Annotated in this window: 18 protein-coding genes; 7 read left to right on the top strand and 11 right to left on the bottom strand. The window is 49.1% G+C overall.

Features of this window, described 5'->3' with window-relative positions; all coding sequences use genetic code 11:
* Nucleotide 1: 1 nt before the first annotated feature.
* On the bottom strand, nucleotides 2-247 hold the full coding sequence (locus ABWH99_RS03895; RefSeq protein ID WP_375584998.1) for a hypothetical protein: 246 nt from the start codon (nucleotides 245-247) through the stop codon (nucleotides 2-4).
* A 215-nt stretch (nucleotides 248-462) separates the two neighbouring features.
* Here ABWH99_RS03895 and ABWH99_RS03890 point away from each other — a divergent pair, with 215 nt between their 5' ends.
* The 3 genes from ABWH99_RS03890 (at nucleotide 463) to atpC (ending at nucleotide 2,932) form a co-directional block, all read left to right on the top strand.
* Entirely contained in the window at nucleotides 463-945 is a 483-nt protein-coding gene (locus tag ABWH99_RS03890; RefSeq protein ID WP_375584997.1) for a C40 family peptidase, read from the top strand.
* Between the two features lie 183 nt (nucleotides 946-1,128).
* Nucleotides 1,129-2,631: a F0F1 ATP synthase subunit beta gene (atpD, locus tag ABWH99_RS03885; protein WP_375584996.1), complete on the top strand. Its 1,503-nt coding sequence runs from the start codon at nucleotides 1,129-1,131 to the stop codon at nucleotides 2,629-2,631.
* Nucleotides 2,632-2,686: 55 nt separating this feature from the next.
* Nucleotides 2,687-2,932 carry an ATP synthase F1 subunit epsilon gene (gene atpC / locus ABWH99_RS03880; protein WP_375584995.1) on the top strand — a complete coding sequence of 82 codons (246 nt, stop codon included), beginning with the start codon at nucleotides 2,687-2,689 and terminating at the stop codon, nucleotides 2,930-2,932.
* Nucleotides 2,933-2,991: 59 nt separating this feature from the next.
* Here atpC and ABWH99_RS03875 read toward each other — a convergent pair whose 3' ends face one another.
* From ABWH99_RS03875 to ABWH99_RS03840, 8 genes are all read right to left on the bottom strand, one after another.
* Nucleotides 2,992-3,801 (bottom strand): N-acetylmuramic acid 6-phosphate etherase, encoded by an 810-nt coding sequence (locus ABWH99_RS03875; protein ID WP_375584994.1) that lies wholly within the window; start codon nucleotides 3,799-3,801, stop codon nucleotides 2,992-2,994.
* Nucleotides 3,802-3,930: 129 nt separating this feature from the next.
* Nucleotides 3,931-6,156, bottom strand: coding sequence for a hypothetical protein (locus ABWH99_RS03870; RefSeq protein ID WP_375584993.1), 2,226 nt, complete (start codon nucleotides 6,154-6,156; stop codon nucleotides 3,931-3,933).
* A gap of 68 nt (nucleotides 6,157-6,224) precedes the next feature.
* Nucleotides 6,225-8,459 (bottom strand): hypothetical protein, encoded by a 2,235-nt coding sequence (locus ABWH99_RS03865; protein WP_375584992.1) that lies wholly within the window; start codon nucleotides 8,457-8,459, stop codon nucleotides 6,225-6,227.
* A gap of 307 nt (nucleotides 8,460-8,766) precedes the next feature.
* Nucleotides 8,767-9,954 carry an exo-alpha-sialidase gene (locus tag ABWH99_RS03860; RefSeq protein WP_375584991.1) on the bottom strand — a complete coding sequence of 396 codons (1,188 nt, stop codon included), beginning with the start codon at nucleotides 9,952-9,954 and terminating at the stop codon, nucleotides 8,767-8,769.
* Nucleotides 9,951-11,000 carry a polysaccharide deacetylase family protein gene (locus ABWH99_RS03855; protein WP_375586534.1) on the bottom strand — a complete coding sequence of 350 codons (1,050 nt, stop codon included), beginning with the start codon at nucleotides 10,998-11,000 and terminating at the stop codon, nucleotides 9,951-9,953. Before ABWH99_RS03855 ends, ABWH99_RS03860 begins: the two co-directional genes overlap by 4 nt.
* A 12-nt stretch (nucleotides 11,001-11,012) precedes the next feature.
* Nucleotides 11,013-12,119: an exo-alpha-sialidase gene (locus ABWH99_RS03850; RefSeq protein ID WP_375584990.1), complete on the bottom strand. Its 1,107-nt coding sequence runs from the start codon at nucleotides 12,117-12,119 to the stop codon at nucleotides 11,013-11,015.
* A gap of 19 nt (nucleotides 12,120-12,138) precedes the next feature.
* Nucleotides 12,139-13,389: a purple acid phosphatase family protein gene (locus tag ABWH99_RS03845; protein ID WP_375584989.1), complete on the bottom strand. Its 1,251-nt coding sequence runs from the start codon at nucleotides 13,387-13,389 to the stop codon at nucleotides 12,139-12,141.
* Nucleotides 13,390-13,493: 104 nt separating this feature from the next.
* Entirely contained in the window at nucleotides 13,494-14,894 is a 1,401-nt protein-coding gene (locus ABWH99_RS03840; protein WP_375584988.1) for an alkaline phosphatase, read from the bottom strand.
* Nucleotides 14,895-15,252: 358 nt separating this feature from the next.
* Here ABWH99_RS03840 and ABWH99_RS03835 point away from each other — a divergent pair, with 358 nt between their 5' ends.
* The 4 genes from ABWH99_RS03835 to ABWH99_RS03820 all read left to right on the top strand — a co-directional run bounded on the left by ABWH99_RS03835 (nucleotide 15,253) and on the right by ABWH99_RS03820 (nucleotide 20,464).
* Complete coding sequence (locus ABWH99_RS03835) at nucleotides 15,253-16,110, top strand: ROK family protein (protein WP_375584987.1); 858 nt, start codon at nucleotides 15,253-15,255, stop codon at nucleotides 16,108-16,110.
* Nucleotides 16,111-16,244: 134 nt separating this feature from the next.
* Nucleotides 16,245-17,492, top strand: a complete 1,248-nt coding sequence (locus tag ABWH99_RS03830; protein ID WP_375584986.1) for an MFS transporter — start codon at nucleotides 16,245-16,247, stop codon at nucleotides 17,490-17,492.
* Between the two features lie 3 nt (nucleotides 17,493-17,495).
* On the top strand, nucleotides 17,496-18,659 hold the full coding sequence (locus ABWH99_RS03825; protein ID WP_375584985.1) for a DNA-binding transcriptional regulator: 1,164 nt from the start codon (nucleotides 17,496-17,498) through the stop codon (nucleotides 18,657-18,659).
* A gap of 518 nt (nucleotides 18,660-19,177) precedes the next feature.
* A complete protein-coding gene (locus ABWH99_RS03820; protein WP_375584984.1) occupies nucleotides 19,178-20,464 on the top strand; it encodes a hypothetical protein in 1,287 nt (428 codons plus the stop codon).
* A gap of 608 nt (nucleotides 20,465-21,072) precedes the next feature.
* Here ABWH99_RS03820 and ABWH99_RS03815 read toward each other — a convergent pair.
* Both ABWH99_RS03815 and ABWH99_RS03810 read right to left on the bottom strand, forming a co-directional pair.
* Entirely contained in the window at nucleotides 21,073-22,761 is a 1,689-nt protein-coding gene (locus ABWH99_RS03815; protein ID WP_375584983.1) for a SusD/RagB family nutrient-binding outer membrane lipoprotein, read from the bottom strand.
* Between the two features lie 21 nt (nucleotides 22,762-22,782).
* Nucleotides 22,783-26,154 (bottom strand): SusC/RagA family TonB-linked outer membrane protein, encoded by a 3,372-nt coding sequence (locus ABWH99_RS03810; RefSeq protein WP_375584982.1) that lies wholly within the window; start codon nucleotides 26,152-26,154, stop codon nucleotides 22,783-22,785.
* Nucleotides 26,155-26,257 lie beyond the last annotated feature (103 nt).

Genomic DNA, 26,257 nt, shown 5'->3' with positions numbered 1-26,257 from the left:
ATCATATCTCACGAAGGCGTATCTGGTCCAGGTAAAATTTCATCCGGGAATGGCGTTGATTTAAGAATTCTATTTTATCAATCCGATCGTATTTATGATTATAGAAAACTTCTACGTATTCCCGGCCGAGCAAATACAAATTTACCTTGTAGGTGTAATACCGAATGGCTACCACGAAGGTCCCTTCGGTGTATAATTTCTGTATCTTCTTTTGAAGGGTAAGCCTTCTAAAATCATCTTTACTCATGCTCGGTCAAAGGGGATTTGATTTCTTACTCGAACAGCAATACCTGCAAGGCTACTCCGGGTGATTCGCGTTACTTGAGGTAATAAAAGTAACCAATTCCCGCAAAAATTACACGGGCAATCCCAAGTAATTTAGCGGTAACCTGTATCTTACCTGATTAGAACGTTGCGCGTACGGTTGGGTTTTTTTATCATTGAACAAATGTTATATCAGCAATGCATAACGGCATAAACAGAATGGTACACCTGATTTTGGGTGTTGGATTGGCGGTACTTCTTTTAAGTTCCTGCGCTTCCAGCCGAAAAATCAGGCAAGAACGAGTTGATAAAGTGGTGGAAACAGCAAAAACCTTCCAAGGAACCCCGTACCGGTACGGAGGAACTACCCGGGCAGGAATGGACTGCTCGGCGCTGGTCTACCTGTCCTTCCGAAGTGCAGGCATCCGACTGCCCAGGGTTTCCGAAGAACAAAGCCGCGTAGGCAAACGGGTCTCGAAACGAAAGCTAAAAGAGGGAGATGTGGTCTTTTTTGCCACCGGCAGGCGGCGAAGAAAAGTGACTCACGCCGGCATTGTCACTGAAAGGCGGAGCGGTACCGTTTATTTCATTCACGCCTCCACATCCCTAGGAGTAACAGAGGACAACATCCAATCCCGCTATTGGTCCAGGCGTTGGGTACGGGCAAGAAGGATGTTTTAACAAGGCCTACATCGGAGCCTGGGCGCAAAATCAAGAAATTTTTTGTATTAAAACTCTAGTCTTATAAAAATTTGAGGCAAAGTGCATTAATTTTTAAAACATCCTTTGGTATTCACCAATATTAACTAATTTTGCACTCGAATTAAAAAAAGTATTGTTCCTATTCATCTTATAAATTTAACAATGGCGAATACTGGTAAGATAACTCAGGTAATTGGTCCTGTAGTGGATGTTTCCTTTGAGGGAAGTAAACTGCCAAATATCCTCGATGCACTAGAAATTACGAAAGAAAATGGACAACAGGTAATTCTGGAGGTTCAACAACACCTTGGCGAAGACCGTGTACGGACCATCGCGATGGATTCTTCTGAAGGCATGGTGCGAGGAATGGAAGTTTTGGACCTGGGAGCGCCCATCTCTGTACCTACCGGTGACAGCATCAAAGGAAGGTTGTTTAACGTAGTCGGAGAAGCTATTGATGGATTGCCTCAACCTACCGATACAAACCGCCTTCCCATTCACCGTTCAGCGCCCAAATTTGAAGATCTTTCAACCTCGACTGAGGTATTGTATACGGGAATCAAAGTAATTGACCTGATTGAACCCTATGCCAAGGGTGGAAAAATTGGTCTTTTCGGTGGTGCCGGTGTGGGAAAAACCGTATTGATTCAGGAATTAATCAACAACATCGCCAAAGCCTATTCGGGATTGTCTGTGTTTGCCGGCGTAGGTGAGCGTACCCGTGAAGGAAATGATTTGTTGCGGGAAATGATCGAATCCGGTATTGTTACCTATGGAGACGATTTTGTCAAGTCACTGGAGGAAGAAGGTGGCTGGGACCTTTCCAAGGTGGATCTGGAAAAACTTCAGGAATCCAAGGCAACTTTTGTATTTGGTCAGATGAACGAACCTCCCGGAGCCCGTGCACGCGTAGCACTGACGGGCCTGACTTTGGCGGAATACTACCGCGATGGCGAAGGAGACGGTGCAGGAAAAGACATCCTTTTCTTTATCGATAACATTTTCCGCTTCACTCAGGCAGGTTCGGAAGTATCGGCGCTATTGGGGCGGATGCCATCGGCCGTGGGCTACCAGCCTACCCTGGCCACGGAAATGGGAGCGATGCAAGAGCGCATTACCTCCACCAAAAACGGATCCATTACTTCGGTACAGGCCGTCTACGTCCCTGCGGATGACTTGACCGATCCGGCTCCTGCCACTACGTTTGCACACCTTGATGCGACGACCGTACTTTCACGGAAAATTGCAGAGTTAGGGATCTATCCGGCGGTGGACCCCTTGGATTCCACTTCCCGGATCCTGGAACCTGGTATCCTTGGAGACGAGCACTACGATTGTGCGACCCGGGTGAAAGAAATCCTTCAACGCTACAAAGAACTTCAAGACATCATTGCTATCCTGGGAATGGAAGAGCTTTCGGAAGAAGACAAGCTCGTCGTGCACCGTGCCAGAAGGGTACAGCGATTCCTATCGCAGCCTTTCCACGTAGCGGAACAGTTTACCGGCCTCAAAGGGGTCTTGGTAGACATCAAAGACACCATCAAGGGCTTTAACCGAATTATGGACGGAGAATTGGATCATCTGCCGGAAGCAGCATTTAACCTGGTAGGTAGCATCGAAGATGCCATCGCGAAGGGAGAGAAAATGTTGGCCGAAGTTAAGTAATACGGTCCGCGCCCGACGAAGAAAAACGAATAGTTGCTTCATTTTATCCTTAGGCATGCATTTAGAAATCATTACACCCGATAAAAAAATATTTGAAGGAGAAGTCTCGGAGGCCACTTTTCCGGGAGCAGACGGTTCCTTTCAACTATTAAAAAATCACGCGGCGCTCGTTTCGGCCCTGCAAAAGGGAGCCCTTACCTACACCACCGCTGAAGGTAGGCAATCTCTGGTAGTGGACGGAGGTGTGGTCGAAGTAAACGACAATAAAATTATCGTACTGGCCGAAAAGGTTATCGGCTGATCCGATTTCGATTCAGAAATAAAGAAAAGGGGGCAACGGTCGCTGCCCCCTTTTCTTGTTTACATTCCAAGCGCATCCAACGCTTTCCTCACCGAACCATTTTTGGTCAGGATCGCTTTGGCTTCCGCGTAATCCGAAAGCCCTCCTCGCTCCATCAGCATTTTTACGGCCCGGTCAATGATCTTATCGTTGATCAGTTGCACATTGACCATTTTGTTGTCCTCTACCCGGCCCAACCGAATCATACAAGTAGTAGAAATCATATCAAAAATCATTTTCTGGGCGGTCCCACATTTCATGCGGGTGCTCCCGGAAACGAATTCCGGGCCAGTAATGATTTCTACGGGAAAATCCGCAACTCCGGCAATAGGAGACTCTGGATTGCTTACAATGCATCCGGTGCTGATTCCATTTTCACGGCAAGCTCCCAATGCTGCCAATACAAACGGAGTGGTCCCGCTGGCAGAAATACCCAAAACAAAATCTCCCTCTGAAACCTGCTGGGCCGAAAGTGCCTTCCAGCCCGCTTCCCTGTCGTCTTCCTCCTCCTCCCGGGCTTCGATCAAGTGTTCCACTCCACCGGCTAAAATAACATTTACGACTCCTTTGGGTATGCCGTAGGTGGTGGGCAATTCAATGGCATCCAAAACGGACAGTCTCCCTCCACTTCCGGCTCCCAAATAAAATAACCTGCCTCCTTTTTCCAGTTTTTTGAGAATTTCCTCAATCAAGCGGTTGATTTGAGGGAGTGCTGCTTCGATAGCAAGGGCTACTTTCTTATCCTCCTTATTGATGTTTGCCGTAAGTTCCGACACCGACATCTTTTCCAGATGCCGGTACAGGGATGGTTGTTCGGTAATCTTTGTCATGGTGTTGAAGTTACGTAAATCGTACGAAATAATTGTTGCAGGGTCGCATACTTTCACTGTCTGTTGTACCAAGAGCAGATCTGACAGCATACCGCCTTGGAAACAAGGCGAAGCAACGGAATCCGGCAGTTACCGAATCACGTGTAAGTAACGGCCCATCCAATAGGGCAACAGCCAAATATCCCCCGCACTGCTTTCCTGGTTACCGTCCCTGCCTCCGTCCAGTTCAAAGCGGTTGGCATTGTGCCTGCGTACATGCAATTCATCGGGAGGCAATACCTCGGCAGTAGCCTGCCGGCGAAAATTCTCCTCAATCAGAACAATGTCCTTTCGGTGACTGTTCTTCATGGTCCAATGAATCAAATCCAGCGGGTATTCCTGCAAATACCAGATTGCCTCGTCCAAATCAAAATTATCGGGAGAAACCATAGCAGTAAAAATGTTCCAGAGGCCCTCCTTTTCGGGTCGTTCGGCTTCCCAATGATCTACGATGGCCTCTTTGTACATGCCTTTTAATTCATTGGTGAATGCGTATCGGTACAGCCCCCAGTACCCCAGGAAATACATTTCGTCGTCGGAGTGATTCCAGGATTCGGAAAGCATGGCGGCCCACTCGTCACTACCTTCCTCTGCCCTGCCAATCTCCTCCATGGGACGCATGAGATTCTCGAGATAGCCGTGATTTTCCATGAGGTAATAGGCCTTTTCCTTATAGATCTCCTTACGGGTAAAATGATAGGCTGTTTGCAACATGGCCACAATGTTGGACGAATTCAATTTTCTGTCCCCCACCATGGTTGCGAAACCATTCACGTACTCCGGGTTCCAGCGACCCCAGGTGGTAGGCTCGCCATCGTAGTCAATCAGGTACCAGTCGTTGTCCACAATGTGCTGCATCAATTCGTCCAGCAGGCGAATCGCTTTGCCCCGAATTGCTTCGTCTGGTATCAATTCGGCGATGACACCAAAAACAAATACATGTCCGATCGCCTCGTCACTACTTGTGGTCGCTTTCCAATCCCATTCCGGATCCGAAGCATGCTGCCATCGCTCCGGGTCGGACAAAACATCAATGTGTCCGCTACGTTCAAAAGATCGGGAAGGAAAACCCGGTACCGGATTAATGGTATACAAACGCTCCATGGCGTCCAGGGATTCTCTTACATGCTGCAACGCTTCGTCAGATCCCGTCACGGCATGGCGAAACACTTCTCCGGCAAGGTACATGGAGGTCCATAACCCATCGTTGTCTGAATCGGCAAGGTAGCCTGTCGACAGGTTACCATCACGCATGCCACTGAGTGTGGCATTGAAGCCATTACGTATGTGGCGGAGGCGGACCTGCTTCTCAAAATATTCCGCCTTTTCTGCGAGTGTCATCTCGGTAAAAACGATCTGACCCAGTCCCTCTTCGGTCAATACCAGCACGGAACCGGCCGGTCCCGCGGCTATATCCACCACCCGGTTGTCCGGAAGCCAACGTTTGCCGTAATAATAATTGTATCCCCCGTCCTCACGAAGAGAAAAAGCCCCTTCGGGCGTTCCAAACCAGACCTGTCCGTTTACTTCCTTCACGGTTCGAATCTCGGTAACGGGTATTTTTCTATGAATCCCTCCGTCCGTTTTGTTGCTCAGATTGTTGAGCGCAAGGTATCCATTTGATGTCCCAATGATGGTCTTGGTACCGGAAGCCACCACATCAAATGCCGTAAAATCAGTTCCTTCGAAAACGAGTTTCAGCTCCTCTGTTTCCGGGGTAAAGGTATGGAGTGAGACCGGAGTGAGTATCCAAAAGCGGTCGGTACCCGGTACATACTTCACATCCAGAATCGGTCCGGAAATCTTGCTGCGCCACAGCCTCTTGGAATCCTTTAGGTAACTTAATTCTCCCTCTCCCGCAAGTAGAAAATCGAAATCTTCCCCTGCTGCAAACATCCGGGCACCGGGCATCTGGTGCCTGGAAAACAATTCCCCGGCCCAGGCATTGCTCAGCACCGCTTCCTCGTCCAGGTATACCAACTGTTCCCGGTATACCTGAAGGTCGACAATCGCTTTATCCGCCATGAATCGGTAGGTTTCGTCGACAGCCAATTCTCCGGGATACAAGAAAGCACCGGCATGGGGGTGAAGCAGGCCAGCCGTAGACAATACCTGTATTTTTCCATTCCGGTCGGTTCGCACCTTTTTCAGTGGTTTTTTCACATCGTCGTAGCTATACTTGATGCTATAATCCTGGAAGAAGGGTTTGTCCTTCCAATAGCTATCCCCCTGTCGGGCGGACAGTGGAGAAATGAAGGCTAGTCCGGTCAAGGTCATTAGAAAAACCAATCCGTAAAATCGCACTATTTTTTTCATAATCAAGGTTAAATTATTCGTTGTTTCGTCCTCAGTTTTATTAGTCTCTACGGCCAACAGGCCAGGTATTAATGCGGTGGCGTGATCAGGCCCAGGTACCTACCCATCCAGTAGGGAAGCAGCCAAATGTCTGCTGCGCTGTATTCGGAGGTCCCATTTTGCCGGGTCTCGTCCAGAATAAACAAATTCTTATTGTTTCGAAGCACCGGCCGCTCAGCCGGCGGCAGTACCGTTTCGGTCGTTTGATTTCTTGGATTTTCTTCAAGAAACCGGAGATCGTTCCGATGACTATTCGCTACATTCCAACGGATAAAATCCAGGGGATGCTCCCGCAGCACCCAAAGTGCATCCGATGCATCCGTTTCCGGATCGGCAAGCAGTGCAAACATATTCAGTGTTGCCTGCCTTTCCGGCTTTTCGAATTTCCAATGATCAAGAATGGCCTGTCGGAACTTTACTCGTAGCGAGTCATGGAAGGCATAGCGGTAAAGTCCCCAATAGCCGGCAAAATACATCTGATCGTCAGAATGGTTCCAACTTTCCGAAAGCAGGATAGCCAGTGGATCGCTCCCTTCCCCGGCCCTACCGATGGCATTCATGGGCCGCATGAGATTTTTCAAATACCCCTGTTCTTTCATGAGCCAGTAGGCCTTTTGCCGGTAAATCTCCTTTCCGGTAAATCGATAGGCTGTCTGCAGCATGGCTACGATGTTGGAGGAATTTAGTTTTCTGTCTCCGACCATGGGCGGCAGGCCGTTTACATAGTCCGGATTCCATTTTCCCCAGGTAGTCGGCTGCCCGTCCTTACCAACCAGGTAAAAGTCATTCGCTACGATGTGATCCATTAGTTGTTCGATCAGACCGATGGCCGTCTGCCGTAGGTCGGCTTCGTCTACTACCTCCGCCAATACCCCTAGACCGAACACATGACCAATCACCTCGTCGCTGCTCGTCGTTCCGCGCCAGTTCCATTCCGAATGCGTTCCAGAATGCCACTCCCACTTACTTTCCTGATTTCGCAATTGGCTGACACGCTCAAAAGTTCTGGCGGGAAAACCCGGCAATGGATGGATGGTATACAGCCGTTCCATTGCTTCCAGGGATTCCCTACAATTTTGAAGTGCTTCCGGTTCTGCGGTCACCGCGTACCGAAATGCCTGGCTCGCCAGGTACATCGCAGTCCAAAGACCATCATTGGAGGCACTGTATAACGATCCGGTGGACACATCACCCGGTTCCATGTCCTGTAAAATCGAATTGATTCCAAACCGAATGTGTCGGCTACGAACCTGATCCTCCAAAAAAAGTGCTTTTTCGTGCAAGGTCATTTTTTTAAAACAAATTTGGCCGAGACCCTGCCTGGTGAGTAGTAGAACCGATCCCTCCGGACCGGCGGCAATATCCATCACCTCGTTATCGGGGATCCAACGTTTCCCGTAATAGTAATCAAACCCGCCGTCCCCACGCAACATAAATGCCCCTTTTGGACTACCAAACCAAAGGGAACCGTTCACCGCTTTTACCAGATGGATGCGGTTTACCGGCAAGTCCCTTCTTATTCCACCGATTTGCTCCCCCGTTGATCTGTCTACCCGCAGGTAGCCATCCTCGGTACCAAGGACGATGTCCGTGCTTCCCGGTAACCAATCAATGGCCGTAAAATCCTTCCCTCTGAATACCACATGTAGCCGCTTCTCCGCGGGAGCAAACGTAAATAATGTCTGGGAGCTCAAGATCCAAAAAAGATCCCTCTCGGATTCGTACTTGATGGCCAAAATAGGTTCTGGAGAGCTTCCCCTCCAAAGCGTCTGCGATTCATCGGTAAAGGCCAAACTCCTGCCGTCTGACACCATAAAATGAAACGCCCTTCCTGCTGCCATGAGGCTCGCTGCAGGTAGTGGATGAGGAACGTGCAATGTGCCGGCCCAGGAATTACTAAAAACGGCCTTTTCGTCCAGATAAACGAACTGTTTTTGAAGGATAAGGAAATCCGCTACGGACATATTATCCATGTATGGAATTAATCTATCCGGTACAAGCCGTCCTGGGTTAAGAAAAGCTCCTCCCTGCGTCGTCAAAAGTCCGGATTCAGCCAACACCTGAATCCTACCATTCCGGTCGGCACCAACTTTCTTCAAAACCCCTACAGGGTCAACGGAATAGCGAATGCTATACCGCTGCAAAAAGGGCTCGTCTTTATGCCTGTTTGCTTGCGGGACAAGAAGCTGTTGGGCCTGCACCGTGCAGGCATAACAGAGTATCGCTACCCCTAGCCAGCACTTGTAAAATGGACTCGTTTTCATTGGCACCTTGAGGTTCATCGTAGCGAATCAGTACTTCCATAGAGAAGGGCAAAAAATACTCCGGCTGCCGAGGGTCCTTTTTTTTCATCAGCGGTCGGTCTGGCGAAGGAGCAGGGCAGCAAACGTCTACCTTTCACGGAAGAACAGCAACCAGCGTATGTAAAATAAATTTGTCCGTCCTGCCCTATGGACAGGAACGGACAAACCTTACCTAACCTAACTACTAAAGTCAAATCAATTCTACCATTATTGGTTACCGATTCGCTCAATGATAGTACAGCAAACCGGCGGAATAGGGCTACCTTTGCTAGAATTTATTTGGGTCGATTTTTATGTATTTTATGGATTTCCCTCCTTCCTCCAAGTGGTAGGAATAGGTGACGTGGATTTGTCCTTCGGTATCCTGGATCAGCGCAGGATAGGAAAATCCCCCAAATCCCTTTTTCTCGTCTTCCAGGTACATTTTGCTTCGCCAGGTTTTGCCCTCATCGTCCGAAAGATACATGGCTAACTGATACCTGCCATCGTCCACATCGTTTCCTAAAAAGATCCAGCGTCCATCGTCCAGTGCCAGTAATTCCACGCTTGCGGTATTGGGAATGGTTGATTTTTCACTGGGGGTCCAGGTCATCCCTTCATCCGAAGAGTAGCTCCGTTGCAATCTATTCGGAGCATCGCCACTGTCGCGCATGAAAGCCACGATTTCTCCACTCTTTCGTTGTGCCAGCGCCGGCTGAATGGGTCCCCTACCTACAATGGGCAAACTTTCGGTCCAGGTTTCGCCGTCATCGTCGGAAATCGCCAACATGGAAAAATTAAATCCGTCCGAATAGAGTGGCAATAGCAGTCGTCCCGAGGGTAGGGCCAGTGGCTTGATGCGTGTCATCCAACCGATACTGGTTTTTTTACTGTCCTTGCTCGCTTCGATGATCATCTCGTCGTACAAAGGCGCATATTCGGACCAACCGGCTTCTGTGGGCGGAAGTTCCTTGAATTTTTGCACCACTTCCTGGTGAAATGCGTCCCCTGGTTTTAACAATATATTGTCCTGCCAATCCCAAATGGGCGCACCGGCATTGTCGTAAGCGGTACTGGTGCGCAAGCGCAGGATGGACTGTTCCCAGCGGTTTGCCTGCACGGCTATCCATACCAAAAACAGTTTTCCTTCCTGGTTCAAAAAAACCACCGGGTTGCAATCGGGTAGGCCCGGCGTATCTGCCATCAGAAACGGAGCCCCCCATTCACTATCGCGTTTTCGCAGCCGGGCCCCCATGATGCGCACGTCGTCTGCGGTTCGCTCTCCTGAACCCTCAAACCAGGCTGCAAGCATGTCTCCATTGGGCAAGGCGACAATACTGCTTCCATGCACGTGCTTATCCTGGAGTGGAAAGATCAACTGCTCCTGTACCACTACTTTTTCCTTTGGAATGTACTGTGCGTGCAGGGAAAAACCCACAACCATCGGCCAAAGCAATATCCATTGCAGTTTTTTCATCGGACTTTTTTTCGTCGATCCATGACTTCCCTCCAGGTAGTCAAAATAATTCCTTCCGTTTCTATGAATCGCCGAAGTTCCGGATCGGTCATCGCGAGCATGTCGGCAAACCGCGATCCTCCCGAGGAACTGATGCGATCAAACACCTGCCGGTCGCCGTTGCTGTGAACGATTATCATCGCCAGCCCGGGTTCCATTTGGGACAATACCTCCTTGAATTGCGCGACTTTGTACTTGCCCCAATCGGTGTCTTCCACCACACCTTCCGGCTTCCAGTTACCACTTACGGTGTGCAAATCGTCCAAAACCGGGAGACCTGCGGCCCAAATTTGAGCCCCTATTTCCGGAGCCTGTTCCAGCAAGGGATTGGTCGGGAGTTCCATTCCCTCCCGGTACCTTCCTTCCTTTTTTAGCTGCTTGACAAGGTTGTCGTTCATGGAAAGCCTCAAAAGTTTGTTATTGCCCCCGGGAAACATCACCGGAATATCGTAATCCGTCCCAACTTTTATGTACCGCTCCAAAAAAGGCGGATGGTAAAAAAGCGTTCCCATATGGCTGTCCATATGCGTCGGACGAAGTCCCATTTCCAACGCCCGGTCTACCTGAGCCCGTAGTTCGCGTTCCACTTCTTCCGGACTGGCATTCCGGACCACTTCTTCTACGGATGGCCAGAAGGCCCCTTCCTGATCTACCAGACCCGGCACTGCATCCTTCCCCGAAAGGGGGTGCCAGCGGTAATTTTTCCACTCGGAGGTCAGGGTGAGGTGAATGCCAGCATCCATGGGTTCCTTCAATGCTACCTTTACAAAACTGGCAGCCCAGGGACAAGGCATCATGATGCTGCAAGACGTGGCAACTCCGGAATTGATCGACCGTATGGTTCCTTCATTGGACTCGTAGGACATGCCCGCATCGTCCACATGAAAAATCACTACTTTCGTGCCGGATGGATAACCTAGTTTCTCTGCGTACGTCGTTTCTTGTTGTGCTTGCAACAGTTGGCTGGCCAGTAGCATCAGACAGCCGGAAATCAAATACCTTTTCATCATTTGTGTTTATCAAATTCCTTCCAATTTTCCTTTCCAAAACGCCACCCGCTGCCTGTTCCAGGTATAACAGGCCACCAGGTGTCCGTCCTCGTAAAACATGGCAGGATAGGAAAGCTCATCCTCCTCTCCCACTCCCTTTTCGATATCGAATCGCTGGCTCCAGGTGTGCCCATTGTCCAGTGATACGGCGACAGAAATGGGGAAGCGCGCCCCCCAGTTTTCGGACACCGGATTATAGATGACCGCAATCTTCTCGCCTCCCAAATGCGCCACGTCGATGCCGCTATTGTTGTTGGGTAAACTGGTTTCGGTAATTTTCGACCAGGTTTTTCCATAATCTTCGGAATCTGCCCGGCAAATATTTCCTGAACTGCTGCGCATCAACATGTGCACGTGTCCAGGTTTGGATTCCCAAAGGGCAGGCTGGATGACTCCCTCCCCGGTAATTACCGACCGGTCCATGTCCAGCTTGTCGCTGGCCTCCCAGGTGGTACCGCCATCTTCCGAACGGTCTACAAACACCGTCCACACTTTGTTTTTTTCGTCCGAGGAAGGCGCCAGCCAGGTTCCATCGGATAGTACTAACAGGTGGTTTCTGACCGGACCCCTTCCCCCTTTGTCCCCAGGGACCAGTTCCCGGGCTTCCGACCAGGTCTCTCCGCCGTCTTCCGAAACCTGCACCCAGGTTTCCCAATAATCAATTTCCTTCCCCACTTTAAAATACAAATAGACCTTGCCGTCGGGTGCATTGAATAAAACCGGATTCCAATGAGGGTCGTTGCGAACTTTGACCAATAGCTGTGGATCGGACCAATTTCCCGGTTTTCCTTTGGCGGTCCAAATACCCACATCGTCGTGCTTTTCGTGCGAGCCTGCAAACCAGGCGACCAAATAGCCCTCTTCACCAAGCGGGACCATTGTCGAAGCATGGCACTGAGCAAAAGGCCGGTCATCTTCAAAAACATGCTCGTAAGCAACTGTACCCATCCCGACTGGGTTTTCGGTTTCTTCTTCCTGTTGCGTTTGGTTTGCGGTTTCGGTACCGGACCTACTACCACAAGACCAGGCCCCTACTACTGCCCAAAAGATGGCAAGTATCTGTATGCGTTGTTTCATTTGTTTGATTTTTATCGTGTTATTTTTTAGACGGAAGTCTCGGATAGCTATCAATGATATTTCCCTCGGCGTCAACGGAAATCAGGGAATAACTGCTTCCCTGTAAGGTCAACAGTGTAAAGGCTTGGGCGGAAAGTGCTGTATCCAGGTACCAGGTAGCGGCTGGATCGTGTACCTCCCGGGTACGGGTACCCCAGGAGCCGTCCCCAATGTAGACTACGCCTCCCGCATCGATCCGGTTATTGCGGATAGGATAGGTGCGCTTGTATGCATGGTCGTGATTTTCAAAAACCAGTTTCACCCCAGCCTCTTCTAACAAAGGCACCCAATTCTCCCGCACGCTTCGCTGGGTCCGGCCATTAAAATCCCTTACCGACGGGTAAGCGGGAACGTGGTACAGGGTGAGTAGCTGGCTCACCTCCTTGCGAATGGCAAGCTCTCTTTTTAACCATTCGGTTTGCTTCCCCACGATCGGATTCGAATGATCCGAGTCCAGCAGAAAGAAACTTAAATACGATCCAAAATCGAGAACTCCATATCCGGGTTGACTTGGAAATGCAAATAAACCGTAATAGAAGGGAGCCATTTTTTCCCTGTTTACGTCGTTAAAATCGATTTCTTCGTCCGGTGCAAAGACCGCCTTCCGTACCTCGTGGTTCCCAATCCCCAAAAGTAAAGGAATGATTTTTCCATCTTCGTGAATCAAGGTGTTTTTCACAGCATCAAACCAGGCATACCATCGATTCACGTTTTTGGGATCGCCGTTTGCGTAGGCCAAATCCCCGCCAATTACTGCAAAATGAGGATCGTAACCTGCCACCTGCCGGTTGGTCTTTTCCATCAGTTCCTGAGCATGCATGGAATCCCCTCCAATCGCAATCCGCAGGGACTCCCGAGCTATATCAGCGGGCATGGTGGTAAAATAGTAGGTTCTTGCGGATTCACCAAACCGAATACTGTACGACGTACCAGGACGCAATCCTACCAATTCAACCCGCTGTATGGTCCTGTCTGAATGAGGAAAAGGTAGGGTTCGGCTTGGTTCCTCCCACCAGTTTTCATTTCCTTTTTCCGAAACATGTAACACCTCGGGATCCGATGATTCGGTGTGCCAATCAATCACCATGGTCGTCAGTGGATCTTCTTTCCAGGTGAGAAGTATACCCAAAGGCTCTTCCTGGGCAAAGAGGGGCTGCGCCACACAGAACACGGCCAGAAAGCAAAATAAAGCAGCCGGATTTTTCATTGGGATAAGGAATTGTTTATTCATTATTCTTGGTATTATGATTCGCTATAGTAGGTTTTGCAGGGACATTGGGGGAAAGGCAAACTTCTGTGCTTCCGAATCCCTACTTTCCCGCTCCATCGGTAGCACTAATTCGCATACACCATTGCCGGTACATGCGCCGCATCTAGCATAAAATTGTGCAATTTATAATTTTCGATATAAGCAGGAAGGTTTTCACTCCCCGGGCCATACATGGCAAGTTCCACATGATCCGCAGAATGCCCGGTCCCCGCCCAGCCAATCCCGGTATGCGGAAACTGTAACCGGGCATACAGGTGATTGGGCAGCCTGGTCGACCCGTACAGACCGTCCGCGCTGGTTTCCTGATAACTTTTTAGTAACGCATCGATTTCTTCCTTCTTCAACTGAAGTCCTTGATAGGTTTCGATAAAATCCGCGACCTGACCCGGTGTATTATCGGGCGATAGCTGGCTCAACACCCATTCGTTGGAACGAGAGGTTGTATACAGCCTGGAGAATTTATCTGCGGCAAAAAGCCCCGGATTGGCATTTCCATGATCGGTGGTCATGATTACTAGTGTTTCACCGTCCCTTGCAGCAAAATCCAGGGCGATACCTACCGCTTCATCGAAATCCAACTGGTCGTATAGCAAGGCAGGCGCATCGTTGGCATGTGCTGCCCAATCCACTTTCCCACCCTCGATTTGTATGGCAAAACCGTTCGGGTTTTGAGAAAGGATCTCAATTGCCTTTTGAGACATTTCGGCCAGAGAAGGTACTTTTTTCTTTAACTCCGGGTCGTTTTCCCGGTCAATGGCATAAGGCATGCCTCCGGCACTAAAAATGCCCAATACCGGCTTTTCCCCTTTCAAGGCCATCAGTTGATCCCGGTTCCTGGCGACCGAAAAGCCTGCTTTGTCAAATGCTCCAAATAAATCCCGCCTGTCCTCCCGAGAGGAAGCGTCAAAGAGCTCCGACCCTCCCCCCATCATCAGGTCAAATTCAAGTTCGAGATACTTCAGGGCTATTTCCTGCATGGCACTCCTGCTTTTTTCATTTACACAAAACGAAGCCGGTGTGGCATGGGTCACTTGAACGGACGTCACGCAACCTACCGATTTCCCGGCATGCTTGAATTTTTGCAGGATGGGCACCGGAAGCTCTCCATCAGGCCCGACATTCAGTGAACCGTTCGGCACCCGCATGCCACCGCCCCAGGAACTCCCGGCAGCAGCTGAATCCGTCACAAGGGAATTGGCCGAAGCAGTATCCATGAGCGCTCTTTTGGCAAATCCTCCCTGATAGTAATTCATCCACCGGCTCTTTCTTCCTTCTTTCTGCCGCAGTAGCAAGTCGGCCATGGTAAGTGTTCCGGTGCTCATGCCATCGCTGACGAGAAAAATAATATTCCTTGCTTGTTTTCTGAAGGGCCTGTTTACAGGTTTGCTTACCCCCATTCCCGGAATCAGGGCACCCAGTCCGATTGAGCCCAAAATACTTTTTGCGAAAAAATCCCGTCGTTTCATTATTCGTTCAAATTTTATTGTTGACTCGTGCCTGAGTCGGCCTATTCCTCGTTTTTTGCACAAATCCTCGCTCGCCAAATAGCTTGTAAGGATCCTTTTTTTTCCACTTCTTTGGTAACAATACCCATTTTTTGTCAATTGTACTAGTAAAAAAAACATCCTTCCAAAAATAGTACATACCTACAAATCCAAGTATAATGGCTACATAGAAAGGCAATCCTGCGAGTATTACTAACTGAAAGTCAATTACATCGACACAGGCTAGTGTGCACGGCGGGTAAGGTATTGCTTTGTAAAATAGGTAATTTAAAATATATTTGTTGTTTGATTTTTTATAAAACTCACCCTAAGTAGCGAAATGAACATAGGAATAGATTTAGGAGGAACAAAAATCCAGGTAGGCATTGAGAAAGAGGGGAAGATCATCCACAAAACAAAGGCCTTACTAAAGGAGAAAGACGATCTTGAGTCAACCTTAAATCAGGTGAAGCAGTTCATTGAGCCACTGACCCGACACAAGGTGGACGGGATCGGTATTGGCGTCCCCTCTGTGGTCGATGTAGCGAAAGGTATTGTGTACAACGTCACCAATATTCCATCCTGGAAGAAAGTGAAACTAAAGGACATTCTGGAAGATGAATTCAAGTTACCCGTATTTGTAAACAATGATGTGAATTGTTTTACAATCGGTGAGCACAAATTTGGGCTCGGAAAGGATTATTCCTGCATGGTGGGCATGTCGATCGGCACGGGCCTGGGTTCGGGCATTATTATTGAAAACAAGCTATACGCCGGGACCAATTGTGGGGCGGGAGAAATCGGTTTGCTTCCCTACAAAGACAAGAACATCGAATACTATGCAAGCGGAAATTTTTTCAGTGCGTTTCATCACACCACCGCCCTGGATGCATTTAATCTGGCCGTACAGGGCGATGAACAAGCCTTATCGCTGTGGAAAACATTCGGCTACCATTTTGGTGCCGCCGTGCAGGTAGTCATGTATACCTATGACCCCGAGGCCATTGTGATCGGAGGCTCGGTAGCCAACGCCTTTCCTTATTTTGAAGCCAGTATGAAAGAAAGTTTTAGTGATTTTATTTATCCGGAATCCATAAAGAAGTTAAAAATTCACCTGACAAAAAATGAGGACATCGCCTTATTGGGAGCTGCTGCGCTGGTAGACCTATCCCTGGAGCATGCAAATGGACTGGTCTAGGTGACCGGTTTCGCAGCAGATAAGTTGATCCTGCGCCCCGAATCAACGCTCGTCCCCTCGATTTTAAACCTCCCGGATCAAACCGATAAATCCCGCAATTAATGGCTACCTTCATCCCTTGAATCACCAACGCTATGAAAAAAAACAACCTGATCGTTGCACTTATCCTGCTCATATTTTTTGTAATTTCTTTCCTGACCAACATCCTGGGACCGATCATTCCAGATATCATAGACAGTTTCACTCTTAGCATTGGGTTGGCCGGTTTCTTACCCTTTTCTTTTTTTGTAGCCTACGCCGTCATGTCCATTCCCTCCGGGATTTTGGTAGAAAAATACAAGGAGAAGAAAATGCTGGTGGTTGCCTTTGCACTGGCTTTTGTGGGAGCCCTGGTTTTTGCGCTGATTCCCAGCTTCCCTGTGGCACTGATATCGCTGTTTATTATAGGAATTGGCATGGCCATTTTACAGGTCGTGATCAATCCCCTGCTTCGGACCGCTGGGGGAGAAGCACACTTCGCTTTTAATTCCGTGCTGGGCCAATTGGCTTTTGGTGCGGCATCCTTTTTAAGCCCCATGCTGTATAGTTACCTCGTAACAAGCATTCATACCGGTGATACCGGAGCCTTGTTTTCATTTTTAGATGGAATGGTACCCGAAAACCTCAAATGGGTTTCGCTCTATTGGGTATTTGCGGCCATTTCCTTTGTAATGGTGCTTGTCGTATATGTCGCTCGCTTTCCCAAAGTAGAGTTGAAGGAAGACGAAAAAATCGACGTGGGTGTCGCGTTCAAGGAGTTGCTATCCAATAAATACGTTATCTTATATTTTCTTGGAATTTTCTCCTATGTGGGAACCGAACAAGGAATCGCCAACTGGATATCCAAGTTTCTGCAAACCTACCACAATGTAGACCCCGCCACTACGGGCGCTTCGGTAATATCCTATTTTTGGGGATTGCTTACCATTGGCTGTTTGTTGGGGCTGTTGCTGCTCAAATTTATGGATAGCCGAACCGTTTTGATAGCTTTTACCTCAGGAGCGATCATCGCGTTGCTGGTGGCCTTATTTGGCCCAGTTTCCTGGGCATTGATCGCTTTTCCATTGACGGGCTTCTTTGCTTCGGTGATGTGGTCCGTTATTTTCTCCCTGGCGCTGAATTCGGTCTCACAGCATCACGGAACCTTTTCTGGGATTCTTTGTACCGGTATCGCCGGTGGAGCCGTGGTCCCCTTGATTGTAGGTGGATTGGCGGAGTTGGTCGGATTAAAATTGGCCATGCTGTTTCTTTTGGTTACTTTGGGCTATATATTAAGCATTGGTCTATGGGCCAAACCGCTGGTAAGCAATGCCACCAAAAGCATCAAAGATATCTTCAATTGAAACATGTACAAAATCATCCTTTTGCTGGACTTTGCGGAAGAATACAGTAAAAGCTTACTGAAAGGTATTTCCAAGTATTCCGCCGAACACGGCCCCTGGACCTACTGCCGAATGCCCCTGTACTACCGGGAAACAATTGGTATCAAAGGTATACTCGACTGGGCAAAGGAATGGGGAGCGCACGGCATCATCGGCCAGCTTTACAACGAGATGGACCTGAAACTGATCATTGACTCCAAAATACCGGTGATCGCACAAGATTTTAAGGAAAGGTTTAGCGAACTCCCCAACATCACGGGTGCCTACCACGAAGCCGGAGAAATGGGTGCGGAATATTTTCTAAAAAAAGGCTTTAAGAATTTTGCCTTTTATGGGTTCAACGACATCGTCTGGTCCAGAGAAAGGGCCGAAGGATTCGAAAAGAAAATCAATTCGGTCGGTTTCAAAGTGAATTATTTTGAACACCGAAAATCCCGTTCCACCGATCTTTGGTATTACAAGAGTAACTCCCTGAGTAAATGGCTGATCTCTCTTCCCAAGCCTATCGCGCTCATGACCTGCGACGACAATCAGGGGCTGCACATCACCGAAGCATGCAAGCAAAATAAAATCCGGATACCGGAGGAAGTAGCGGTACTGGGCGTGGACAACGACGAAATGCTGTGTGATTTGTCCGACCCACCCCTCTCCAGCATCGGTTTGGACATTGAAAAAGGCGGATACGATACGGCAAAACTCATGGAAACCATGATCCAACATGGAGCGGATCACTACTACGACATCCACGTGAAGCCTACCCAGATCATCACCCGTCAATCCACCGATATCTACGCCACCAATGACGACTACATCGCCTCCACATTAAAGTACATTCACAAAAACATCGAAAAAAACCTTCAGGTCGACGAAGTGGTACGACAGGTACCGCTTTCAAGGAGAAGTCTGGAAAAGCGTTTTCACCAGATTACCGGCTACCCGATTTACAAGTACATTTTTAACCTGCGTATCGAAAAATTCACGCAAAAGCTACTGGAAACCGATCAGACCATTTTTGAGATCGCACTGGATTTGGGATTGAATGACAGCAAAAATATTGCCCGGCAATTCAAGCAAGTCAAGGGCTGCAACCCCATCGAATACCGTAAAAGATACCTGGCAGGCAAGTAAATCGCCCATCACCTCCTCTGCGATGCCTTTTTGGGAAGAAAACGTTGAACGGGGATGGTACAAATGCCTGCAATGGCGTATTACATCAAAATAATCGGTTACGAACACCATTCCTTAAGCGGATTTCCATTGGCGATGGAGCTGCATGGCGAACAAACGGCCTATCTGGAGTAACCTGTCGGGGGCTGTACCTGGCTCTCCCAAGGGAAGGTACCTGTACTGCTACCCCGGGTAGCTTCCCGGTTTCGGTCAATGCTCGCAACTTCACCAATAGGAAATCGGGCATGACGCAGCCATTACCCAATGGGATGCCTTTGGTAACCCCGAAAGTTATCGGCGTAGAGAACAGACCGGATTTCAGTCTGCCAGCCTCCATGCATTTGACACTAATAAAACTGTAAACCCGTGCAGCAAGCTTGAAGCACCCATCACAGGGAGAAACAATTATAACCAAGGTCAGCTGCCTGCCTGTCGGCTGGCAGCTGATCTTGGGAAATAAATAGAAATAGATGAAACAAATGAACAAAAACACGGTCATTTCCCTACTGCTGGCCGGCATGGCCTTGGGCACCGCATGGGCCATACGGGGACAATTTGGTCACGAACAGGGAGCCGCATGGGCAGGAGGTATCGGAAGCCTTTGCATCGTTTTACTTGCCAAAAACAAATCCTGGTACAATAAAGCCATGAAAGCGGCTTTTGCGGGAGCTGTGGGTTGGGGATTGGGAGGCATGATGAGCTATGGAGCCGTTGTGGGCTATGGCCGAGGGGTCGATTTCGTCAATGTCTATTATGGCCTGACGATGCTTTTTATCATTGGAGGCCTTTATGGCCTGATCGGAGGAGGTCTTTTCGGTTTGGTGCTGGCGGACACGCCCAAAAAAAAGGTCAAATGGCATCAGGTGATCGTGGAAATGACCGTGGGTGGAATTATTTTTTACTATTTCATAATTGAGCAATTGGGCATTGCGATGACACCGCCGCGGTCGGAAGCCTGGGGGGTATGTGCAGGCATGGCCATCGCCCTGATGTATTACCTGGCGCGTACCAAACAATACAGCGTGATACGAGTCGCCCTGTATGGCGGCTTAGGGGCAGGATTTGGCTTTGGCTTTGGGAATTTCCTTCAAGTACTGGGAAATGTCGCCGAGGTGCCCTTCAATATGTGGAACGTCATGGAGTATTCCCTCGGATTTTTTGGCGGATTGGGTGTGGCCTACGGCACCTTTACGAGTGCCTGGCCAAAGGAAGAAGCGACTCCCATTTTTACCTATCGAAATCTAACCATCCCCATGGTAGGGTTCCTCCTGTTGATTCCCTTCTTTGTCTGGCAACAATCCTTTGTTGAGCGGGATTTGGAACCCACACTGAGCAAGCTCGTCCAGGATCCGGAAATTTGGGTCCGGATGGTCCGATGGGTTGCCCTGGTTGCCTTCCTGGTGCCGGCGATCTATTGGATCGGCCTTTTTTCGGAAAAGAAGGGGAAACCTGCACAGGATTTTAATGAAAAACAAGTACTGGGGATCTTTGTCACCTATTTTTCCGTCTATATTGTATTTACGCTACTGATCACGGGTTCTTTTTTAAGCTTTTACCGGATCGAACAATTTTTATACATCCTCAACTTTCTGGTAATTCTATTTTTGCTTCAAAAGTTTAAACCGGAAATCGCCACCAACATGCCAAAACCCGCAAAATGGGGGTACAAAGTAGTGGCTATTTTGTTGTTCCTGGCTCTGCTTAGCCTGATTGCTATCAGCATACATGGAGAAATGCCCGGCATGAACAAGCGCTTCGGCGCATAAAAATCTTTACCGGGAACGTCGGAGGGGGAAAGGCGGTCTTTCCCCTTCCGGGTACCGGGCAGGACAGGCTTGCCCAAGCCAGGGCCGTTCGATCCACCTTTAATCCTTCCCTGTTGCGCCCCGCCCATCAGCCTTTTTCCTCTTCTGCTCTGTTTTCGGATTTCTTTTTATCCAACCCGGCCAAACCGGTATCCCGTCAGCAAAGAAACTGTCTCCTCAACTCCCAGGGGTTTCTCTTCCTGATTTGATTCTTTCGAAGCCTTTCGCTGCCCAGCCACAAGTATTGTTCTCAAAATCCCGCACCTGCCACCGCATCCCTGACTAGCTATGGCTACCAGTTTCAGCCCGCGCTAGGCAATAAAGTTCATAGTAAGGGGCGTAACCACAAGAAAATCCGCTATTTGGAGACTGAGTCATGCCATCGCTTTGGTGAAGTCGAAAATAGCAACGATTTGGTTGATTTTGAAGTGGTTTCACCACGCAATAGATGTATTGCATGTTTCGCGGTTCAAAGTCACCCCAGGGGTGCGGAATCGCCAAAAAAAACGTGCTTCCCTTTTTCAATCAAGGGAAGCACGTGGCAAAAAACACTACTATTCTACAAAGACCTAGAAAGGTACATTGGTCCCCTGGTACAACCAGGGCTTCGACCACTGGCTATCCGCACCAAAGTTGCCGGAAAACGGAGTTATTTCCAAACCGTCTAGCGCGCGAATAATATTATCGGAATTATTGTTGTATTCATCGCTACCGTATTGGAAACGCAAGGCTACCTCAGGCTGAGGAGAAAGCGGTCCTGCTTCCAGCGCCGGAAATCCGGTCCTTCGGTAGTCTGCGAACGATTCCGCTGCAGCGGTCCAACTGGCAACCCATTTTTGGGTCAGGATTTGTTCCAGGGAATTGTTGAAAGCGATTTCTGGCTGACTGATAAAGTCGGCATAGGTATCGCCTCTTCCCCAGGTTTCCAGCGATTGCTCGATACCCTTGTTGTAGTGCATTTCTGCGTCTCCCACGTTCCATCCTTTCAATGCGGCTTCCGCGAAAATAAAGCTTACCTCGGCAGCCGAGATGATTCGGGCCTTTAGGATATCTCCGGGAGCACCCGCGGTACTGTAAATTGGTGCCAACTGGGAGACGTGCTGGTTTTGCGTACCCTGACCGGGAGATGGATTACCATTGTAGGATTCCGGTACGGTGATTGCCGGCGGTAATCCTACGTACAGGTCCGTGTTGTAATCGGCCATGTTTGGATTGAACCTCCTGGTGAATTTAACGTCCGAATACAACTCTACAAAATCATCGTAAGGATACGTCACAACTCCCAAGGGTTCTCCATCTGCCCGGATGAAATCTTCCACGGCGGTGGTCAGCGTCTCGTCGGGTACCCATTGCACCCGAACGGAATCAAACCATACCGTCAATCGGGGATCCATGGTGCCGGTCAATTGGTCAATAAAGGTTTGGCAGGCCTGGTACCGTTGGAAACCATCCGGATTGAGCCGAACGTGTCGGGATAGCCACTCATCGCTCGCACCGCCGGTATAGTCCAACGTTGCATCCTGGGAAGGATCCTGGATGTAAATCCCACTGCTATAGACCGCCTCTACTCCGGCCCGTGCCACATCCGGCTTCTTTTCGGAAAGGCGCATGTAATACCTTAGCAGCAGGGAATTTGCAAATCGCCGCCAGTTATCGATGTTTCCGTTGTAATACAGGTCGTTTCCCGCATTCAAGCCATTGGGAGAAGCCGACCCCAGCAACTGTACCGCTTGCTGGAGATCGGAAATGATGCCGTCGTAAATCACTTCCTGGCTGTCAAACTTCGGATACTGAAATTGTTCGCCTCCCTGATCTCCTTTGAGAGCATCGGTGTAAGGCGCATCTCCCCAAAGATCGGTGATATTGCCAAAAACAAAGGACTTCATCGTAAGGCCCATGCCCTGAAAGAAATTATTTTCCAGGTCTTCGCCTCTTCTAATCATCAATTCGTTGGTACGCAAAATATCGTACCATCCTGCCCAGCTTCGGCTGCCCCAGTCGTAGAAATTATGTCCGGAATACCAGCCATTTTTCTGGGTGTGCTGTACCGCACCGGCCAGATCATTGTAGCCCATGTTTACGTAACTCTGAGCCGCGGAGGACAAGACGGTAGGCATGAGCAAATTGGGGTTTGCTTCAGATGGCTCTATTCCGAAGGGGTTGATATTCATCTCGTCCAGCTTTTCGTCGCAACCGGTAAACAAGACCAACCCAAACACGAACAGGGCTATTTTTCGAAAATCAAATAAATGTTTCATGATTTGTATGGTATTAGCGATTTACAAATTGAAATTTAGTTTGAACCCTACAGGCGCACTCCAGGGCAGCACGTTCTGTCGTTCGATTCCCTGTCGAAACTGCTGTGCCGTATTGCCTTGGGTACCACCACTGGCCCAGAACGCCCTTTCGGGATCGACGCCAATATCAGCCTTGGTCCACAACATGATGTTTCTCGTGTAAATGGCAAAGGTGGCGTTTCGGAAGGCACCAAAGTTCGGTATTCTGTAGCCTATGGAAAGCTCCCGTAACTTGACAAACGAGGCATCGAAGGTGACCTGTTCGTTAAATCGCCAGGCGTAGGTATTGGTGATGGGATATACGTTCGTTTCGGGGCCACCCAGGTGCTCCTCGTATACGTCGTCGCTAAAGTCATTCGGGGTGTCCGCTCCCGCGGTTTGAATCACACCCGGTACGAATGCTCCATCGTGCCCGTTTTCGTCCAGTGGCAAACCGCCCGTCTCAGCTGTGTGTCCACCGACCCTTGGAAAATTCCCCGGACGTGGAATGATGTACTTTTCCGGATCCGACTTGAGCAATTCAACCAATTCGGCATCCGAATACAAACCTCCCGGAATCAGGTTATCCAACTGTCGTTGTGACTTCCAGTCAGACTCCCCGTATCGATAGGTATGAGACATAAAATTACCTCCATGCCTCCAGTCCAAACTAAAGTTCAGAACGAATCGCTTGTAGCTCAAACTGGACTGGGCTCCGAGTATAAAATCCGGGTTAAAATTCCCGACGTGTCGAAGCTCCTCGTCGACCCGTCGGAAGGCTTGCCAGGATCCCGTACTGGTCAAAATGGGCCACCTGTAGTAGGGAGAATTGGGATCCTCCACCTGGGCAAAGCCCGTACTGTACATATCTCCGATGTCTTGTCCAAGGAAAGTAATCGCTCCGGCATCGTTTTCGCTCCAAAGGACGATTCGATCCAGGTTATCGCTCAGTTCTACCACTTTGGTTCGGTTTCGGCTCCAGTTAAGGTTGATATCCCAGTTCCAGCCGTTTCTGCTGACGGGAGTGCCACCAAGTGTGAATTCCCAACCCCTGCTTTGAATCAAACCGGCGTTGATCAAACGACTGCTAAACCCGGAAGAACGGGGGAGGTTTACCGCAAAAATCTGGTTTCGGTTATCAATGGTGTAATAGGTACCCGTAAACCGCAATCGGTTTTGGTACATGTTCAAATCAATACCAAATTCCAAAGAGGTTGCTTCTTCTGGCTTGAGATCCGGATTCAATAAACCCGATGGCATGGCCGCTGTATTGATATTGTTGTACAGGCCGGTGCTTAGGTTTTGGACCAAACGGTAAGGATCGGTATCGTTCCCTACCTGCGCCCATCCGATTCTACCTTTAAGCATGTCGATGTTTTCCGGTAAGCTAAAGGTATAATTAGCCAACCAGCTAAGTGACGCGGAAGGATAGAAATAGGACCGGTTTGCTGCTGGTAAGGTGGATGACCAGTCATTCCGTGCTGTCAGATCCAGGTACAACTGGTCGGCGTAGCCGAAGGATGCGAGGCCATAAACACTGTAGATGGCGCGCTTGGAAAAACTGCTGGATACCGATCGGTTATCAGCCGGGATATTTTGAACGTTGTAAATACCCGGAACTACCAGCCCATTATTTCGGTTTCCGCCCACGCCTACGTTATTACTGGAACCAAAACGCGTCATGATGTTACCACCAGCCGATGCATTGAAATCCAGTTCACCAAAATCCTTTTTGTAGCTGGCCAGAATGTCCGCATTGGACTCCTGCGTCAACAGGTCCGATGTGTAGTACCCGCCTCTGGCCATTCGGCTGAAGCTAAACGGGATTTTTGTCTCCCGGTTTTCAGCGGATCGGTCCAGGGAATACCTGGCTGTGATATTAAAATTATCATTGAACTTGTAATCAAGCGAGGTATTACCAAAAATCCGGTCTCTACGGAATGCATTCTGGATTCCATAGGCGATGAAATAAGGGTTGTCCCCCGCCGTTGTTCGCAGCTGTTGAATCTCCTCCTGACCTTCAACCCAAATACTTCGCATCTCGTCATAATTGACATAGGAGGAAGCATACACTGCTTCCAACGGATTTGCCCGTCGGTCCCCTGTACTTGGGCGGTCGTTGGACTGGCTGTTGCTGTAGTTGAAATTCGTACTAAAGGTCAGTTTATCTGCCAACTTGTAGGAAACGGAGGTAGATAAGTTGTTCCGGAAAAGATCCGAATTCGGAATCATCCCTCTGTGTAGCATGTTTGAGTAAGATACCCGATAGGTAGCATCGTCGTTTCCACCACTGACCGCCAGGTTGTTGGTAGACGTTACCCCGATCTGCAGAAAATCCCTCATGGCATTGGGGTACGAGCGTAGTTCCGTTGGAATTCTGTTTCCATTTTCATCCACGGGGCTATTCCACTGGATGGCGGTATTGCCTACATCCAATTGCGGACCCCCCCAATAGGCAGATCCTTCGTTAAACACGCCCTCCCTATTGCCATTGGCATAGCGGTAATGGAAATCCAGCAATCGGGTAGGCCGTTCAAACACGTTGCTTGTGGAAAAGGAAACGCCCATGTCTTTGCGCTTGCTTCCGGATTTGGTGGTAATCAATACCACCCCATTTCCTGCACGTGTACCGTAGAGCGCCGCAGCACTTGGGCCCTTCAGTACACTGATGTTTGCGATATCATCCGGATTGATGTCCGAAATGGCGTTACCATAATCTACCTGGTTACCGTCTCCATTTTGGGAGATATTATTCAGGGAATTGGACATGGGAACACCATCCACTACGAAAAGCGGCTGGTTATCCGTGGTCAGGGAGGTAGCTCCCCGAATCACCATACTCATGGAAGAACCTGGCCCACTCGTCTGGTTGATCGTTACACCGGGCATGCGACCAGCCAGGGAACTCAATACGTTTTCCTGGGTCACCTGCGTCAAATCTTCTGCTTGCACACTGGAAACATCGTAGCCCAGAGAACGCTGGTCCCGCTCAATCCCCAGGGCGGTTACTACTACTTCGGACATGGCGGACATGGTTTCCTCCAGGCTCACATTCAAGGTAGTACGGTTACCCACCGTGACTTCCTGGCTTTCAAAACCTACGTAGGAAAATACCAATACGGAGTTTGGGCCCGCTACGTCAATGGTGTACACACCGTCGATGTCGGTGACCGTTCCATTATTCGTTCCTTTTTCCAATACCGTCACTCCGGGCAGTCCAGAGTCGTCACCCGCGGAAGTAACGGTTCCTCTAATCGTAACAGCGATGGATTCTTCCATCGCTGAGGCATGCATGGGATTGGCTACCAACAGCTTGTCTACCTCAGCCAGCAAGGAGCTGGTAGAAACCAAACCAACTGATAGAAGTGGCACCATCCACCTCAGCATTTTTTTAGTACGGCGTTTTTTCATAATTCAGTAAATTGATGTGTAGTATTCATTTAGCTTTCTTGTAATTCCATTGGAATCATTCTTCCAA

The sequence above is a fragment of the Cyclobacterium xiamenense genome (genome assembly GCF_042140265.1).
Taxonomy (GTDB): Bacteria; Bacteroidota; Bacteroidia; order Cytophagales; family Cyclobacteriaceae; genus Cyclobacterium; species Cyclobacterium xiamenense_A.
This window is presented reverse-complemented; position numbering and strand designations above follow the sequence as displayed.